The organism is Paenibacillus castaneae (genome assembly GCF_002884445.1).
Taxonomy (GTDB): Bacteria; Bacillota; Bacilli; order Paenibacillales; family Paenibacillaceae; genus Pristimantibacillus; species Pristimantibacillus castaneae.
This window is the reverse complement of the sequence record NZ_KZ614144.1, coordinates 5,423,195-5,438,700: the sequence shown is the minus strand read 5'-3', so window position 1 is coordinate 5,438,700 and position 15,506 is coordinate 5,423,195. Positions and strand designations below refer to the sequence as shown.

15 protein-coding genes are annotated in these 15,506 nt (G+C 43.5%); 12 read left to right on the top strand and 3 right to left on the bottom strand.

Features of this window, described 5'->3' with window-relative positions; translation table 11 throughout:
• Nucleotides 1-133: 133 nt before the first annotated feature.
• Nucleotides 134-901 (bottom strand): hypothetical protein, encoded by a 768-nt coding sequence (locus CEF13_RS24340; protein ID WP_102714793.1) that lies wholly within the window; start codon nt 899-901, stop codon nt 134-136.
• A gap of 341 nt (nt 902-1,242) precedes the next feature.
• Between CEF13_RS24340 and CEF13_RS24335 the strand changes: the two genes are divergently transcribed.
• The 6 genes from CEF13_RS24335 to CEF13_RS24310 all read left to right on the top strand — a co-directional run bounded on the left by CEF13_RS24335 (nt 1,243) and on the right by CEF13_RS24310 (nt 7,546).
• Complete coding sequence (locus tag CEF13_RS24335) at nt 1,243-1,809, top strand: RNA polymerase sigma factor (protein WP_102714791.1); 567 nt, start codon at nt 1,243-1,245, stop codon at nt 1,807-1,809.
• Nucleotides 1,787-2,581 (top strand): hypothetical protein, encoded by a 795-nt coding sequence (locus CEF13_RS24330; protein WP_102714789.1) that lies wholly within the window; start codon nt 1,787-1,789, stop codon nt 2,579-2,581. The genes CEF13_RS24335 and CEF13_RS24330 overlap by 23 nt, the downstream gene beginning before the upstream one ends.
• Complete coding sequence (locus CEF13_RS24325) at nt 2,562-3,437, top strand: ABC transporter ATP-binding protein (protein ID WP_341806388.1); 876 nt, start codon at nt 2,562-2,564, stop codon at nt 3,435-3,437. The genes CEF13_RS24330 and CEF13_RS24325 overlap by 20 nt, the downstream gene beginning before the upstream one ends.
• The gene (locus tag CEF13_RS24320; RefSeq protein ID WP_102714787.1) at nt 3,434-4,564 is read left to right on the top strand and encodes an ABC transporter permease subunit; all 1,131 of its coding nucleotides are present in this window, start codon (nt 3,434-3,436) and stop codon (nt 4,562-4,564) included. The genes CEF13_RS24325 and CEF13_RS24320 overlap by 4 nt, the downstream gene beginning before the upstream one ends.
• A gap of 67 nt (nt 4,565-4,631) precedes the next feature.
• The gene (locus CEF13_RS24315) at nt 4,632-5,405 is read left to right on the top strand and encodes an alpha/beta hydrolase (protein WP_244917121.1); all 774 of its coding nucleotides are present in this window, start codon (nt 4,632-4,634) and stop codon (nt 5,403-5,405) included.
• A gap of 239 nt (nt 5,406-5,644) precedes the next feature.
• Nucleotides 5,645-7,546: a sensor histidine kinase gene (locus tag CEF13_RS24310; protein ID WP_102714785.1), complete on the top strand. Its 1,902-nt coding sequence runs from the start codon at nt 5,645-5,647 to the stop codon at nt 7,544-7,546.
• Nucleotides 7,547-7,584: 38 nt separating this feature from the next.
• On the opposite strand, the gene CEF13_RS24305 is transcribed toward CEF13_RS24310, so the two are convergent.
• Together CEF13_RS24305 and CEF13_RS24300 are read right to left on the bottom strand one after the other, a co-directional pair.
• The gene (locus tag CEF13_RS24305) at nt 7,585-7,836 is read right to left on the bottom strand and encodes an NHLP leader peptide family RiPP precursor (protein WP_102714783.1); all 252 of its coding nucleotides are present in this window, start codon (nt 7,834-7,836) and stop codon (nt 7,585-7,587) included.
• 102 nt (nt 7,837-7,938) lie between these two features.
• Nucleotides 7,939-8,883 carry a hypothetical protein gene (locus tag CEF13_RS24300; RefSeq protein ID WP_102714781.1) on the bottom strand — a complete coding sequence of 315 codons (945 nt, stop codon included), beginning with the start codon at nt 8,881-8,883 and terminating at the stop codon, nt 7,939-7,941.
• Between the two features lie 518 nt (nt 8,884-9,401).
• Here CEF13_RS24300 and CEF13_RS24295 point away from each other — a divergent pair.
• The 6 genes from CEF13_RS24295 (at nt 9,402) to CEF13_RS24270 (ending at nt 15,407) form a co-directional block, all read left to right on the top strand.
• Nucleotides 9,402-9,977, top strand: a complete 576-nt coding sequence (locus tag CEF13_RS24295) for a hypothetical protein (protein WP_102714779.1) — start codon at nt 9,402-9,404, stop codon at nt 9,975-9,977.
• Between the two features lie 150 nt (nt 9,978-10,127).
• Complete coding sequence (efeO, locus tag CEF13_RS24290; RefSeq protein ID WP_102714777.1) at nt 10,128-10,985, top strand: iron uptake system protein EfeO; 858 nt, start codon at nt 10,128-10,130, stop codon at nt 10,983-10,985.
• A 4-nt stretch (nt 10,986-10,989) separates the two neighbouring features.
• Nucleotides 10,990-12,309, top strand: a complete 1,320-nt coding sequence (efeB, locus tag CEF13_RS24285) for an iron uptake transporter deferrochelatase/peroxidase subunit (protein WP_102714775.1) — start codon at nt 10,990-10,992, stop codon at nt 12,307-12,309.
• A 39-nt stretch (nt 12,310-12,348) separates the two neighbouring features.
• Nucleotides 12,349-14,169 carry an FTR1 family iron permease gene (locus CEF13_RS24280; protein ID WP_243864734.1) on the top strand — a complete coding sequence of 607 codons (1,821 nt, stop codon included), beginning with the start codon at nt 12,349-12,351 and terminating at the stop codon, nt 14,167-14,169.
• An 84-nt stretch (nt 14,170-14,253) separates the two neighbouring features.
• Entirely contained in the window at nt 14,254-15,171 is a 918-nt protein-coding gene (locus CEF13_RS24275) for a TRM11 family SAM-dependent methyltransferase (protein WP_244917120.1), read from the top strand.
• A 32-nt stretch (nt 15,172-15,203) separates the two neighbouring features.
• A complete protein-coding gene (locus CEF13_RS24270; protein WP_102714771.1) occupies nt 15,204-15,407 on the top strand; it encodes a hypothetical protein in 204 nt (67 codons plus the stop codon).
• Nucleotides 15,408-15,506 lie beyond the last annotated feature (99 nt).

Below are 15,506 nucleotides of genomic sequence, written 5' to 3'. Positions count from 1 at the left end.
ACTAGCTCTATTTCTAGCAAACCAACCCAAAATATAAGAATAGAGCTAGAAACTAGCTCTATTCGGCTGCGCATGCCCCCAAAGGTTCATCCCAAAGTGGATAGAGCTAGCTCTATCCGTCAACTGGCGCTCATCATACATGCAAGGCTGTCGCTTTCGTTGTGAGGCGATAGCTGCGTATTCGCTGGCCGCCGGAGGCTTGCTCAATCAATTGCATCTTCAGCAGCTTATTTAAGTACTTATGCGCTGTAAAATGGCTTACTCCTAGCTGCTTCTGTGCCTCTTTCGGACTGAAGGGTGCAGCATGACCGCTCCGGCATGCCCATCTTATGAGCTCGCGCTCGCTTGCAAGCAGCTGAAGCTCAAGTGGATCGGTACGACCAAGGCCATATAGTTTACCTAGCAGCTGTTGCAGGAATTGCTGACACTGCCGTGGCCTCTCCCGAACGTCGTCGTAGGAGAAACGCACGATTGTCCATCCGTCTAAAACAAGCTGGTTTTGCCGAAAACGATCATCTCCGAATACTCTTCGGGAGGCATTTCTTTGATGTGTTCCATAACCATCAATCTCAATAGAAATACGAAACGGTGGACGAATATAGGCGAAATCTAGGAAGCGGCTTCCGTCACGGTAATCATTCACTTCATACTCAGGATGTAAGAATTCGAAGTTGCCAGCAACCGGAAGCCATATGCTCAGCGCAAATAATCGTTCACCGTGATCATCCCGCTCCACTAATCGACGCCTTCGTTCACTGAGAGACTCCCGCAGCTCGCTATGCTCCAGAATCCAATCACTATAAACCTTATCGAATACTCCCGATCTGCCATTCCTATCTAACTTACTGGTTACTCCAATACCCGCACTTGCCAACGTCTCCTGATCATTCATCTGCTGCATCCTGCCCCCACCCCTTGGAAATAAAAAACACCGCTCCTCCACGAACGAAGTTCGAGGATAGAGCGGTGTGCTTCACCTGAAATTATTGTATGCGAACAGTAAGCAGAAGTCACCATCAATTTCTTTATAACCATTCTCGGAGCATTCTTTTTTACTAAGATCGGATAGGATATGGAGTGAATTTCAATTTGAAGCAAACGATCTGCCTTATAGTAATATAGGATGGTAGTACTGCTCTTCAATGAAGGGTGTTCTTTTCCACGTAATGTGGAAAAAGTAGATAATAAAAAATTTACAACTTTTTTGACCCCACAATCGTTTTACTTGCCGAGGTGAACAAATTGCCGACTGATGAACAATTAATACAGGAAATTCAGAAGGGGAGCCAAGCTGCTATGGAGGTGCTCGTTAAGCGCTACTACAAGCAGATTTATGCTTATTTATATCGCAAAACGAGCAGCGCGCATACGGCATATGATCTTACGCAGGATGTATTTATTAAGCTGGTTCAGAAACTTCCTTCCTACAAAAGCAAAGGCTCCTTCAGCAGTTGGTTATTTACGATTGCGATCAATTGCAGCCGAGATTATTACAGGTCTGCTGCCTATCGCCAAGCTGCCGCATCGTCAGAGTATGAGGAGCATCTGGATTTGAAGCAGGAAGAGTCAGTCTCGTATATATTCGAGAGAAATGAATCAAGAAAGCTGCTTAAGCAGGCGGTCAAGGACCTGCCAGATATACAGAGCGAAGCCATTCTGCTGAAGTATTATCATGATATGAAGATCAAGGAAATCGCTGCGATTACAAGCACGAATGAGAATACGGTAAAGGCACGACTGCGACAAGGGCTGGACAAGCTGAGGAAAATGCTTGGGAGGGATGAACATGAGCAAAAACACAATCAATAAGGGAATAACAGAATCCGAAGAGCTCGATGATCTCGATCAGGAGCTGCGTTTATTATTCAAGGAGTTTACGGTTGAATATCCGAGTGAAGACGCCATCATGCAGACGATTGATACGTTAAGGCCATATGTGAAACCTCCTGAAGAAAGCCGAGCGCTAGTATTACCTTTTAACCGAGCTATGTTACAAAGACTTCATATCCGTCCAGGCTTTTGGCTGTTGAACGCGATTTTCTTTGGTTTTGGTTTGCTTGCTTGGGGTATGTGGGATGCTGATCCGTACTTCATTATGCTTTTGCTTTCCCCGGTGCCATTTTTACTAGGCTTGCTGGAGGTTTTCAGGGGACGTGACGAGGGCTTGCTGGAGCTGGAGATGTCCTGCAAGTATTCCGCGCAGCAGCTGATGCTGTTTAAAATGCTGGTCGTAGGGAGCTACAATCTGCTGCTAAGCATGATGCTTCTAGCTGTTTTTTGTTCGTTTGGTGAACCGCTTCTTTTTACAAAAATTATTATGTATTGGGTAACTCCCTTTCTTGTAGCATCCTCCATTGGATTAGCAGTAGCCAATCATGTGCGAAGCATGGTTTCGATGCCGATTACTTTAACGATTTGGATCGGTATCGCATCTGTCATTACGAATGACAGTGAATTTACGGGGAAAACAAACGATTTTCAATTAACACTATGCGCTGTGGCTTCGACGCTTGCCACTCTATTTTTCATTTATCAAGCTAAACGGTTAAGAAGAGGTGATTATGTTGAAATTATCCATTGAAAGAGTCAGTAAGCAGTTTGGTCATAAAAGAGCGCTAGAGAGCATCACTTGTGAATTAACAGAAGGTGTTTATGGATTTCTTGGCGCTAATGGCTCGGGCAAAACAACGCTTATGCGTATTCTGGCAGCTGTATCCAGACCGAGCTCGGGCAGGGTGCTCTGCGACGGTGAAGATATTGGGCTCATGAACGAGCGGTATCGCGATTTGCTTGGTTATTTACCGCAGCAGATGGGATTGTATAAAAATTTCACCGTTGTTAAATTTCTTCTCTATATCGCATCGCTCAAAGGGATCGAAAAGAAGAAAGCTGAGGCAAAGGTAGAGGAGCTGCTTCAAATCGTTCATCTAACCGAGGAGAAGAGGACGAAGGTCGGCAAGCTCTCCGGCGGTATGAAGCAGCGAGTCGGAATTGCGCAGGCGCTCCTGAACGATCCCAAAATCATTATTGTGGATGAACCAACGGCGGGGCTTGATCCGAAAGAACGTATTCGCTTCCGTAATTTGCTTTCATCCATATCAAGTGAACGCATTGTTCTGCTATCGACTCATATCGTCTCCGACATTGAGTATTTAGCGAAGGAGCTGCTTATTATGAAGCGAGGAATGCTTATTCAGAAGGCGCAGCCGCAGCAGCTGCTGGAGGGATTAACGAATAAGGTGTGGACGATTCTTGTTCGGCCGGAAGAGATAAGCACGCTACAGGCAAGGCATAAGGTTAGCAGCCTCATTAACCATGGGGAATCCATTATGGTTCGTATGTTGTCTGATTACAAACCCGATCCACGAGCGGAAGCGGTACAACCCAACCTCGAGGATTTATACTTGTACTATTTTGACGAGGAGGCAGAGAAATGAAATCATTGCTGTCATTCGAGCTATACAAAATATATCGTCAAAAAAGTATTTATATCGCCATTATTCTACTTCTCGGTCTTATTACACTAAGCTTGAACAGTCAATCTGCATCCAACAGGTCCTCTTACTATAAAGAGTGGGAGGGCGAGGTTACAGCGGACAAATATGAACAGGCTGTGGCTGCTAACTCTGCATTGATGAAAAAATGGGAATCGGAGGGCACCCCGTTAACAGAAGAGGAGCGGGCGATGAGCGGCGTATATGAGAAGCTGAGTGTGCTTTATCGGCTAGAGGTGCAGAGACAGGAGAGCGTAGCGTCAGTAACGGAGCAGCTAAACGCGATGAAGGAGAATGGAGAGAAGGGTTACGAGCTGAGGAAGACGTCAACTACGCTGCGTATGCTCGAAGATTACAAGATTGATAAAATGTATTATAATCGGGCGCCAGCGGAGATGATTGATTTCGTCAATACCTTTGCCACGCTTATAAGCGGAGTTTTGATATTGATTGGATTATCCTCTATTTTTTCGAATGAATATGCGACAGGAATGGATCAGTTTCAATTAAGCTCGAAATATGGACGGAAGCAGGTCGTTACTGCAAAAATAATCGCTTCTATTATATATGTGATTTCCATTGTGGGGGCATGGGTACTCTATAATTTCATATTTCGGATTAGCGTATACGGCGGAGGAGGCTGGCAGACACCGTTGCAGGAGGTGTTCAAATACCGTGTCTCCCCTTACGGTTATAATTTAGGAACTTATATTATGGTTCAAATTGGCATGCACCTATTAGGTGCGCTTGGACTTGGATTAATTGTACTGTTAATCTCTGCTCTTTGTCGGCATACGCTGTTATCCTTTCTTATTTCAGGATTTATATTTGCAATGCCTATTGCAGTCCGCAGCATATTCGATCTGCCGCTGCCTTGGCTGAATAAACTGCTGGAGTTCAGCTTCACGGATGTAATGAGAGTAGAGGAGCTTTTTATAACCTTTCAAACCATTAATTTCTTCGGACTTCCAGTATCTTATCCTTCTGTGGCAATAAGCGTTACAATTGCATTATCAGCAGTAAGTGTGTATTTGCTCTATCATACAATGAAGCGTAAAGAAGCTTTTTAAAAACAATGGTTAAGCTATAGGGCTGCAATAAGTTCAAGGGGATATAATGATTTAGAGGGGGGATGGCGTGAGCGGGAATTCTATGTCAATACCGGGGCCGAAAAGGAAACGATCCACAAAGCTGCTCATTTGGGCAGCAGCTATTCTGTTCGCACTTGTTATCATTCTAATCATTGCTTATCCATTTATGATCTATTCACCCTCACCAGAGGCGGAAGCTGCACTGAAAAGTGATGAGTTGGTCGCGGTAAGCATCCAGAAAGATGGATTTCGCTTCGAGCCTGCAGCAATCCAGCAACCGAACGTTATATTTTATCCAGGAGGCCTTGTAGAGCCGGCAAGCTATGCGCCGATTGCGCGGAATCTAGCGGAAGCAGGCCATCGTGTCTATATTGCGAGCATGCCGCTTCATCTTGCGTTCACGGGTCAGAATCGCGCGGATACTTTCATCTCTGAGCATCTTAATGAAAGCTTTGTTATTGGAGGACATTCACTCGGGGGTGTATTTGCTTCTCGCTATGCTGCGGAGCATACGGATCAATTGAATGGCGTATTTTTCCTTAGAGCTTATGCCGACAAAGCAGGAAACCTTGCCGACTCGGATCTTTCTGTTCTGCAAATAACAGCATCCAACGATGGCGTGCTTAACTGGGAGAATTGGGGCAAAGGGAAGCAATTCATGCCAAGTCATACCGAGTATGTGAAAATTGAAGGCGGAAATCATGCCCAGTTCGGTTCGTATGGAGCTCAGAAAGGCGATAAGCCTGCTGCTTTGTCCCCTGAGGAGCAGTTGGAGCAGGTAAGCGCAGAGCTGCTGGGCTGGATGATAGGGATAAAGTGAATGAATAGAGGATTGTTCTCGGGTCATATGGACCTGTGAGCAATCCTATTTTCTTGTTAAAAAGAAAACAAACAACGATCTCGTTTAATTGGTATAATCGACTCATCGATTCAACTAGCGATACAAAAAGAATAATTTGTAATTTATTTATGTAAACAGGGAAAACTTAGCAGGAAATTTATCGAAGATTGTCGAAATACAGGCTTACATAAGATTTTATTAGACGTTTGAGGTGTTGTATGAAAGCTCTACATAGATTTGTAATTGCCCTCGTATTTTCATTCATGATCATATTCCCCATCCTAGCTGCTCCAGCGTTTGCCTTGTCGGATTCTCCGGAAATTAAGATCTCTGAGTGGGAAATGATGTGGGAAAATAATCTGAATAGCACGATAGAGGATGCAATGTCTCAGGATAAAAATAATGATTGGTTTTCATTATCTTCCGGTGATGGTTTGCCTGTTAAACCTGCTGGAATTCAATCCGCTTGGATCAAATTTCGTATTCCTGAATTTAATTTTGCAAGGCCTGCTTTATTAATAAGTGAATTATCATCATCAGATTTAACTATATATATTAATAAGAAGATCGTTCACAATTCCAGTTGGAACATTCCGGTAAATAGTGAAATCATATTCCCCTTATCCCTCAATGAATCTTATGAAATGGTGTATATTAAATTAGATTCAAATTGGAATACGTTTGGATTAAAAGGCTCAATGGCAGTAGGCGAATATCAAAATCTAACAAAGAACTATATGTCGAACGGGTTATTAGATGTAATTTTGGGTGCATCACTTGTTTTTATTGCAACAGGAATGCTTTTATGTTTACAGTTCATTAAAAAGTCTTATTTAACCGCTGGAAACTCTTTGAGTCTTATTATCTTAACTATTGGGCTGATAATATTAACATATTCCCCCTTCGTAATTAATATATATCCTGAGTTAGCTTTTGTTTCTTATCATACATTTGATATTGCTTCAACTTTGTTAATGCCATCTATTTATTTCTTTTTTGAAAGAGTTTTCGGTAAAGGGCCACATCATCTTATATATCGTTTTAAAAATGTACAAGTAGTTTTTGCCATAATTAATATACTTTTCTTTTTAGTTAGTTTTTTATCAAAGGATATAGGTGATTGGTATTCATTTTATGGCGCGCTTATTTTTATGGGGATAACTGTAATTAGTACCGTAATTCTAATTGTTCTACTCATCATATATTGCAAGGAAAAAAATAGAGAAGCAATTATTTTAACAACGGGTTTTGGTTTGTTTGCCTTATTAGCTGTTTTGGAGATTATATGGTTTCTTATTAAAAATAGGCAGTATTCAATGTTTTACTGGAAGTGGGGGATACTATTCTTTATAGGATCATTAGTTATCATACTTGTAAGTCGCAATCTTCAAAACTATGAGCAAGTTGTTAAATACTCAAAACAAATGGAAGTATTCAACAATGAGCTCCAAAGATCTGAAAAGATGGAAATTATCAGTCAACTTGCAGCGTCGGTTGCACATGAGGTGCGTAATCCATTGCAAGTGACAAGAGGTTTTCTTCAACTTCTTGGAGAAAAAGCGAATAATGACAAAGACAAAACCTATATGATCCTAGCTATTGATGAGCTAGATCGAGCCTCAGAGATTATTACTGATTTTTTAACTTTTGCAAAGCCTCAACTTGAAAATACGACTTTGCTTAATATAGGCGAGGAGCTGCAGCAAATTGAAGGAATACTAGTTCCACTCGCTACGATGCAAGGCGGGATAATTAAAGTGGATTTGGGGTCTGATCTGTATGTGCGAGGCAATTCTTCAAAATTTAAACAAGCACTTATTAATATAATCAAGAATAGTATTGAGGCTTTAGGAAATGAAGGGGTTATCCATATCCGCGCATTTGAGGATGAACAATCAAATAACGTCATTATTCAAATTAATGATAATGGTGAAGGAATGAATGAATCTGATTTGAAGAGGCTAGGAGAGCCGTATTATTCTAAAAAATCAAAAGGTACGGGATTAGGACTCATGGTTACTTTTCGTATAATTGAAGTTATGAAAGGATCTATTCATTTTAAAAGCCAAAAAGGGATTGGAACTGAAGCAATCCTTCGGTTTCCAATAGAAATAAAATAAAAACCGGCTTACTGAAAAGTAAGTCGGCTTTATTTTATTTAAGGTGTCCACCTAGGAATAAGCACTTCAGATTCATCAGTAACTTTAAGTTTAGAAGGTTGTTGTGGAAGTACAAAGTAAAATTTATTGGCTGATTCTTCTACTACTTCTACTTCAATTGTGTCAGGTACTTCGATGCCAAAAGCTTCTTTGACGGCTGCTTTAGGATTTGCTAGAAGCTGTTTCTTGAATTCAGCATCTTCCCAAGCTTTTTTAATAATTTTGTCTTGTACGTTTTGTTCTTCGGACACAATGATCAGCCTCCAAGTATGTATAAGTTTACCATAATAAGTCTATCATGTATGTTCGACAAAATCTACATATATTTACAAGAAATCGACAAAAAATACATACTAAAGAACCTGTTTTACTGGATTGGTAGATAAGAAGTATTCAAATCCACCCTTAAGGTGCAATGCTAGATTTGATTCAATAGTCTCAGCAACATCGATCAAATGTCCTATAATATACGCATGAAATTGTATTAACTCATTAGCACCGACCCTAGTAGCTAACAGTTTCTTGTGATTATCTTGGGCGATTTGTGTATAGGGCTTCATGCATCCCCGAATATAAATAGCATTCTCTACTTCTTTTTCTGTCAAAGGTTCAGTGTTGTCTCGGTCCGCAGCAATCATGGCAAGCAAACCGTTATAGCTGCCGTCGGCTAAGTCTTCTTTCCAGTCCGCATAGTCGTCAGCCATTTGCAAAGTCATCAGCACGATATCGATCGCATGCTCAAGCGATGGAATAAGCGCTTCACGTCCCGACAGCAGCAGCGCCCCGGTACTAGCGGTTTTGACAGGGCTGGCTTTGCCAGCTGTACGAATGGGGTCCTTTATAAAGAAGTCTTCGCTATTCTCGTTCACAACACTGTCCGCCCAGTCGAGCACATAGCTGTCGTAATGTTCCCAGAAGGCAGAGCTTGAAGGGAACAGCTTGCGAAATATGTTGAACATCTCAAGCATCAATAGATTGCCAAGCGCGAGCCGCTCCTTCCAATTAGAAGAGGGCTTGCTGTCCATTATGTCATCCTGAATAAAGAAATAGAGCATGCCATATACATTTGCTAATGCCAGCCGTTCACATTGATCGTCATTAATGCCAGCAGATTCCTTGACCCAGAAAGGAAGCAAGCAGCAAATGTAGTCCTTGCCGCTGTCCTGCTTAGTGGGATTGAATTTATCCGCATATGCAAGCCCAATAGAATCCAAAGGAGCTGGAAAGGCTGCGATTCGTTGTTCTGCTTCATTAAATACATAAGCTAATTGTTTTTTATAACGGTTATACCATTCCATAGAGCATCCTCCGCAACAAAAGAAATGATTCATTCGTCTATACTAAAATACAGCTGAATGCATATAAATAGTAAATGAATGATTAATATCTATTTCTACTATATCACCACTCTAGCAAACATAAGTTAACATTTTTAAAAATAAGAGGAAGGGAAAGCTTCGGAGTTACAAACATATTTACACCGTAGAGCCCTCTAACCCACGCTTCAATTATCGATCCCTAATATACTAGATTATTCCAACTGACATTCTATATGCAATAAGCGAATTTGAGCTCCAATTATGGTTTTGAGCAGATAAACAATTAAGTATATGTTGAGTAAAAATAGAAAATCCAGTAAAATGAAGGAAGCTTCTGAAAGCGTGTGAAAGGTTGCTAGAACAACCAATAGGCATTGAGCTGCAAAACTGGACTAAAGTCGAGTAAGCTCCTATTACCTAGGCAGGTTTAGAAATAGCTTCTCCTGCATTAAAGTAAATACTTAGATGAAAGTTCTTTAATGTGGAGGTTGTATGGCATGAATAAGGAAGTTGAAATTTATGTACTTCTTACAAATACCGGTACTCTATTCTCAAAAACAATTCAATGGTATACGAAAAACAGGCTAAATCATGCTTCCATAGCATTTGACAGCGATCTCAATGAAGTATATAGCTTCGGTAGGAAAAATCCGAGCAATCCTTTTTTTGCGGGATTTGTGAAAGAAGACGTTCGAGGTGAGTTTTTCGAGCATTCTACCTGCGCGTTATATAGATGCAAGATCAGTCCATGCGCCTACACTAGCATTCGCAACCAGATTATATATATGGAACAAAACCGAGATCAATATAAATATAATTTGCTTGGTATGCTCGGCATCATGCTTAATATCGAGATGAAACGCGAGTACGCCTATTTCTGCTCTCAGTTTGTAGCTTCTGTATTTGAGGAAAGTGGTGTGAGCTTAGTAAATAAGCCATCCTTATTCGTAACGCCTGGCGATTTGCAGAATACAGCATTGCTTGATCTCGTTTATCACGGTAAACTGCAGTCCTATACAGGGTGCAAAGAAGAGCTGCAGGCAACAGGAACAGGAGCCTTTCGAACGGCGTAAAGAAGATCTCACATGCGGGGGTCTTTTTTTCTTTATTTGGCGCTTATTTTGGTGAGCAAATATTCCATTGACAATGATTATCAATAGCGAATATACTTCATTTTAGGATAAACAAAGATCCAATTTATTGGAGTAGGGGAGTATTAAATAATGAAGTTTAAAATAGTTGCTTTTTTGATGGCTTGCACCATCGTATTTACAGGCTGCGGCTCGAATGCAGCAGATAAGAATGAGCCTGCGGCTGTAACCACTAATGATGGGAAGGAAGCTGCTGCAACTGATGATACATGGGAGCCTATTGTGAACAGCTATCGTCAATTCACAATCGAACAGGCAGATACTTTTATTATTGAAACAGAAAAATTTGTCACCGCTGTCAAAGCTGGCGATGTAGAGAAAGCGAAGCAGTTGTACGCTCCGACACGGATGTATTATGAGCGTATTGAGCCTATCGCAGATGCGCTTGGCGATCTTGATCCGAACATTGATGCTCGCGAGAATGATGTGGAGGAGAAGGATTGGCGCGGATTCCACCGTATTGAGCAAGCGCTTTGGGAGAAAAATTCAACCGCTGGAATGGATGATTATGCTGATCGTCTGCTAGAGGATGTCAAGCTGCTTCGCGCATTAATGGAAACAGTAGAGGTTGAGCCAGGCTTGCTTGTTACCGGAGCAGTAGAATTGCTTAATGAAGTATCCTCTTCGAAAGTTGTCGGTGAGGAAGAACGTTACTCTCATACCGATTTGTACGACTTTGTAGCGAATGTGGAGGGTGCCAGCAAAATTCATGAGCTGTTAAAGGATAAACTAAATGAGAAGGACGCAGCGCTAAACGAGCAAATTGCTAAAGGATTTGCTGATTTAGAGCAAGCGTTATCTGCTTACAAAACCGGAGATGGTTATGTTTCCTATCTCGAACTGAAAGAAGAAGATACGAAGAAATTAAGCCGGCTAATCGATGCGCTAGCAGAACCGCTTTCCCAAATGGGAATAATTTTGGAGGCGTAATAATATGACTAGACCGATAGATTCTGGGCCAGATCAAGGTGAGGATAAAGAGACCGGGATGTTGAAAAAATCAATCAGCCGCAGAGATTTGTTGCGGCTGGCTGGCGTTGGCGGTGCTGGCCTCCTATTTGGCGGCGCCGGTGTGGGTGGCCTTTTCTCTACGAAGGAGCGAACGGCTGCCAAGAATTCTGCAAGTGAAGCAAAAACAGCAGACAAGAATAATATCATAAGCTTCTATGGATCGCATCAGGCAGGAATTGTAACTCCTCCGCAGGATTTTATTGTATTTGCGGCTTTTGATTTAACGACAGCCTCTTTGGATGAAGTTCGCATGCTATTCAAGGCGTGGACTGCTGCATCAGCTTCTATGACGAGCGGGGAGATGATTGGCAGCTCCAACAACAATGTTAATATGCCTCCTTCGGATACTGGCGAAGCAGCAGGATTAACCCCTTCGCGCACAACGATTACTTTCGGAGTGGGACCGTCCTTCTTCGATTCCAGATTCGGTTTAGCCGGTAAACGTCCTGAAGCGCTCACGGAGCTTCCTCCTTTCGGCGGTGACGAGCTGCGTTCAGAATGGTCGGGCGGTGATATCGGCGTTCAGGTAAATGCTGATGATTTGCAGATCGCCTTTCATGCGATACGCAATCTTGCGAGAATAGCGCGAGGAAAAGCTGTTCTTCGATGGACGCAGGAGGGATTTCAGCGTACGAGCGGCTCCGATCCTACAGGCTCTACTCCGCGTAATTTAATGGGCTTTAAGGATGGAACAGGCAATCCTGACGTTCATAATGAAACAGAGATGAAGAAGGTCGTTTGGGCGAATGCATCCGACGGAGCAGGCTGGATGGACCGAGGAAGCTATATGGTCGTAAGACGGATTCGAATAAGAGTTGAAGTGTGGGATCGCTCAACGCTTGGCGATCAAGAAGCGACGTTCGGACGCCATCGCGATAGTGGAGCGCCAATAGGTGCTGCGCATGAATTCGACAAGCTGGATTTGGAAAGCAAGGATGACAAGGGGAAGCCCGTTATCCCGATGAGGTCCCATGTACGATTAGCCCATGGTGACGGATCAGTGAAAATTTTGCGACGCTCCTTCTCTTATTCCAGCGGTATGGATCACAAGACAGGGCAGCTTGATGCTGGCCTCTTATTTATTTGCTTCAATCGGGACTCTCGCAAGCAGTTTATTCCGATGCAGCAGAGAATGGGACAAAGCGATTTGCTAAATGAATATATTGTTCATACAGGCAGCGCGGTGTTTGCTTGCTTTCCAGGCGTGAAAGAGGGCGGCTATATTGGTGAAACGCTATTTTAATGAAATTGAAGCTGGTTATGATGAAAGGAGCGAACAAGGATGTTCGCAAAATATAACAGCGGAATGAAGCGGAGCGCTATCCGTTTCTGTTCCGTTTTTTTTCTGTTAATGATGATTTTTAACAGCCCCCTTCATGCTTGGGCAGAAGGGAATCAAGCTTCTGAGCTGGATCGGCTGCTTCCTTTAGTCGGAGGCGCATTGGTTGAGGCGGGTCAGGGCAAATGGGAGAAATCGGCGGCTCATGTAGAGGATGCAGCTGCTAGATGGGAGATACTAGCCCCTAAGGCTGCGGATGCAACTAAACAGTCAGATGAGGTTGATGCTGCTCTAACAGGAGCGCTTCAGGCGTTAGCTGCGTCAGAGAATGACCCTGAAGCTGCAAAATCCGCGCTTTCTACGCTTGCTAAAGCAATTAATCAATATGTGAAAAGCTTGGATACAGAAAAGTCGCAGCTAACCGGGCAAGAGGCTGCTATAAGCCTGCTGCCGCTTGCGGAGGATTTATTGGTTCGCATTAAAGCAGGCGAGTGGGATCATGCAAATGCGGATTATCGTAAAATGAATAACAGCTGGCCCCAAATCGAATCAGCTGTAAGGGCCGATAATTTTAGCGTGTACGGCAGCTTGGAAACAAGAATGAGTATGATTCGAATCTCGATCCAATCGGAGCCTCCACGTGCTGAGCAGGCGGAAGCGGAAACGCTTAGCCTCATTCAATTAGTGAACGATTATAAAGATGGCAAGATAGCAGCTGGTTCGAAGAAATCCGGATTGTCCATAGCGGACGAGATAGCTATTCTAGACCAGGCGCTTATTGCTACCAAATCCGGAAATTATGGAGATGCCGCCGGCCAGATGGAAACTTTCATTGTACAGTGGCCGGCGATAGAAGGAGAAGTGCGTCTCCGCTCGACTGCCGTCTATAAAGACATTGAAATCAAAATGGCAGAGGTTACGGGGTATCTATTATCCAAATCGGTGGATGCCGAAAAAGCAGAGAAGCTTATTGCAGAAATGCTGGTGCAGCTAGAGCCTATGAACGCAGATACACGCTATACAGCCTGGGATGCCGGCATGGTATTGCTGCGTGAAGGGCTTGAAGCCATATTGGTACTAGCAGCTCTGCTCGCGTATCTTCGGCGTTCGGGAAATGCAGATAAACAAAAATGGGTATGGTCCGGCGTATGGGCGGGCTTGCTGCTCAGCGGCGTTATGGCCGTCATCTTAACCTATGCGATTGCACAAATAGCTGCGGGAAGCGCGCGTGAATCGATCGAAGGCTTGGCTGGGCTTTTGTCCGTGCTTCTTATGATTACAGTGGGCAACTGGCTGCACAGCAAATCCAATATGAAGAACTGGAACCAATATATTGATGGGCAAATGGGCAAAGCGCTTGCTCGCGGCAGCTTATGGTCGCTGTTTGCGGTATCCTGTCTTGCTATTTTCCGCGAAGGCGCAGAGACAACTATCTTTTATGTGGGCATGGCACCCTCTATTGACCCGCTTCAGCTTGCGCTAGGCTTTGGTGTAACACTTGTGCTGCTGATTGCGCTTGGCTTTGCCATTATAAAGTTTAGTTCAAAGCTGCCGATTCGTCCCTTCTTTATGGTAGCATCAGCGTTAATTTATTATCTCGTTATCCGTTTTCTCGGAGAAAGCATTCACTCCCTCCAAGTAGCCGGCTGGGTTCCTTCACACACATCGTCTGATTTACTGACGATTGGCGCGCTTGGTATTTATCCAACATGGGAAACAACGCTGCCGCAAATTATGGTGCTTGCTTATATCATCTGTAAGGTTGCATGGACTCAGCTTAGAGGAAGATCCGCTGCGGTTGCTAATGCAATGAACACAGAATAGCTTTGTATCTCGCAAGGAAATCTAGAAAAAGGCGATAATGCAGCTATTTCAATAAATAGTACAGCATTGATGGTGATGAACTGGATGTTTATTTATACGTACGCAAGTCATGAGGATGAAGCAGCTTTATGTGAGCTGGAGCTGCATACGTTATTAGGTCAGCCCGTTCAAAACGGATTCATTAAGAGCAACTTTGAAATAACGGCTGATCGGAGTCCTTTTGTGAAACGCAGGATTGAAGTGCTGTACGAAGCGGGCAGCCTAGAGGAGTTAATTGCGTTACTTCCGTTTATTGAACTCGAAGGAAAAACGTTTAAGGTGCTGTTTACAGCCGGAGATGTGAAATTCACATTCGAGGAGCAGCGAATGCTGGAACGAACTGCTGGGTCGGTTATTCGCGGTCAAGCGCAGATGCGCGGGCCGGAGCAGCTATTCGGCCTTACCGTTTGGAATGGACGCTGGTATTTCGGACTTTGTGAGGAGAATAGCGCGCTATGGCTCAAGCATCAGAAAAAGCCGCAAAATTATTCCACAGCGCTCCCCACACGTGCCGCACGGGCAATCGTTAATCTCGCTGCTGGGCGAGACGCAGCAGCTATTCGGATGATCGATCCTTGCTGCGGTATGGGAACTGTCCTTATAGAAGCGATGTCGATGGGCATACCTATTGAAGGAGTAGATTTAAATCCGCTTGCTGTACGGGGTGCACGGGCTAATCTGGCTCATTTCGGCTATCCGAATCGGGTGAAGCTTGGAGATATGCGCTTCATTGAAGATCGATATGATGCTGCTATTGTGGATATGCCTTATAATTTATGCTCGGTGCTGCCCGAGAAGGAGCAGCTCGATATGTTGGAGAGTGTAAGGAAAATGTCGGATCATGCGGTAATCGTAACGACGGAAAACGTCCAGCAACAGCTCGAAATGGCAAATTGGCAGGTAAAAGATTGCATAACACTGAGCAAAGCCTCTTTTACCAGATATGTAAGTGTAGTAGAATAAGAACTATGTAGTGCATGAAGTGAGGTGAACCTATGTCTACAAATGAAGAGAACCAAGCTGTAGAGCAGCCGAAGCAGCTGACTCAAGCAGAGAAAGCAAAGCAATTGCTCGCCCAGAAGAAGCAAAATAAAACTGGCGGAGCTCCCGGCCAAACGCACCTTTCCACAGGGACGCAGGCGATGAAGAGCCAGAATACGAAAAAAGTTAACAACCAACGCAAAAAAATGGGTGTATAGCAATTGGAACGAAATAATTGTGTACAGCAATAGCAAGGAAGAAGGACGCCGGCTGGCAGCAGCTTGGCGTCTTTTTTTATATGAACTTGAGATTAACCG

What these genes read in the sequence shown, in the direction of transcription:
- CEF13_RS24340 (WP_102714793.1), bottom strand. Translation starts at nt 901, where the DNA reads ATGCAGCAGATGAATGATCAGGAGACGTTGGCAAGTGCGGGTATTGGA.
- CEF13_RS24330 (WP_102714789.1), top strand. Translation starts at nt 1,787, where the DNA reads ATGAGCAAAAACACAATCAATAAGGGAATAACAGAATCCGAAGAGCTC.
- CEF13_RS24325 (WP_341806388.1), top strand. Translation starts at nt 2,562, where the DNA reads ATGTTGAAATTATCCATTGAAAGAGTCAGTAAGCAGTTTGGTCATAAA.
- CEF13_RS24320 (WP_102714787.1), top strand. Translation starts at nt 3,434, where the DNA reads ATGAAATCATTGCTGTCATTCGAGCTATACAAAATATATCGTCAAAAA.
- CEF13_RS24310 (WP_102714785.1), top strand. Translation starts at nt 5,645, where the DNA reads ATGAAAGCTCTACATAGATTTGTAATTGCCCTCGTATTTTCATTCATG.
- CEF13_RS24300 (WP_102714781.1), bottom strand. Translation starts at nt 8,883, where the DNA reads ATGGAATGGTATAACCGTTATAAAAAACAATTAGCTTATGTATTTAAT.
- CEF13_RS24295 (WP_102714779.1), top strand. Translation starts at nt 9,402, where the DNA reads ATGAATAAGGAAGTTGAAATTTATGTACTTCTTACAAATACCGGTACT.
- efeO (WP_102714777.1), top strand. Translation starts at nt 10,128, where the DNA reads ATGAAGTTTAAAATAGTTGCTTTTTTGATGGCTTGCACCATCGTATTT.
- efeB (WP_102714775.1), top strand. Translation starts at nt 10,990, where the DNA reads ATGACTAGACCGATAGATTCTGGGCCAGATCAAGGTGAGGATAAAGAG.
- CEF13_RS24280 (WP_243864734.1), top strand. Translation starts at nt 12,349, where the DNA reads ATGTTCGCAAAATATAACAGCGGAATGAAGCGGAGCGCTATCCGTTTC.
- CEF13_RS24275 (WP_244917120.1), top strand. Translation starts at nt 14,254, where the DNA reads ATGTTTATTTATACGTACGCAAGTCATGAGGATGAAGCAGCTTTATGT.
- CEF13_RS24270 (WP_102714771.1), top strand. Translation starts at nt 15,204, where the DNA reads ATGTCTACAAATGAAGAGAACCAAGCTGTAGAGCAGCCGAAGCAGCTG.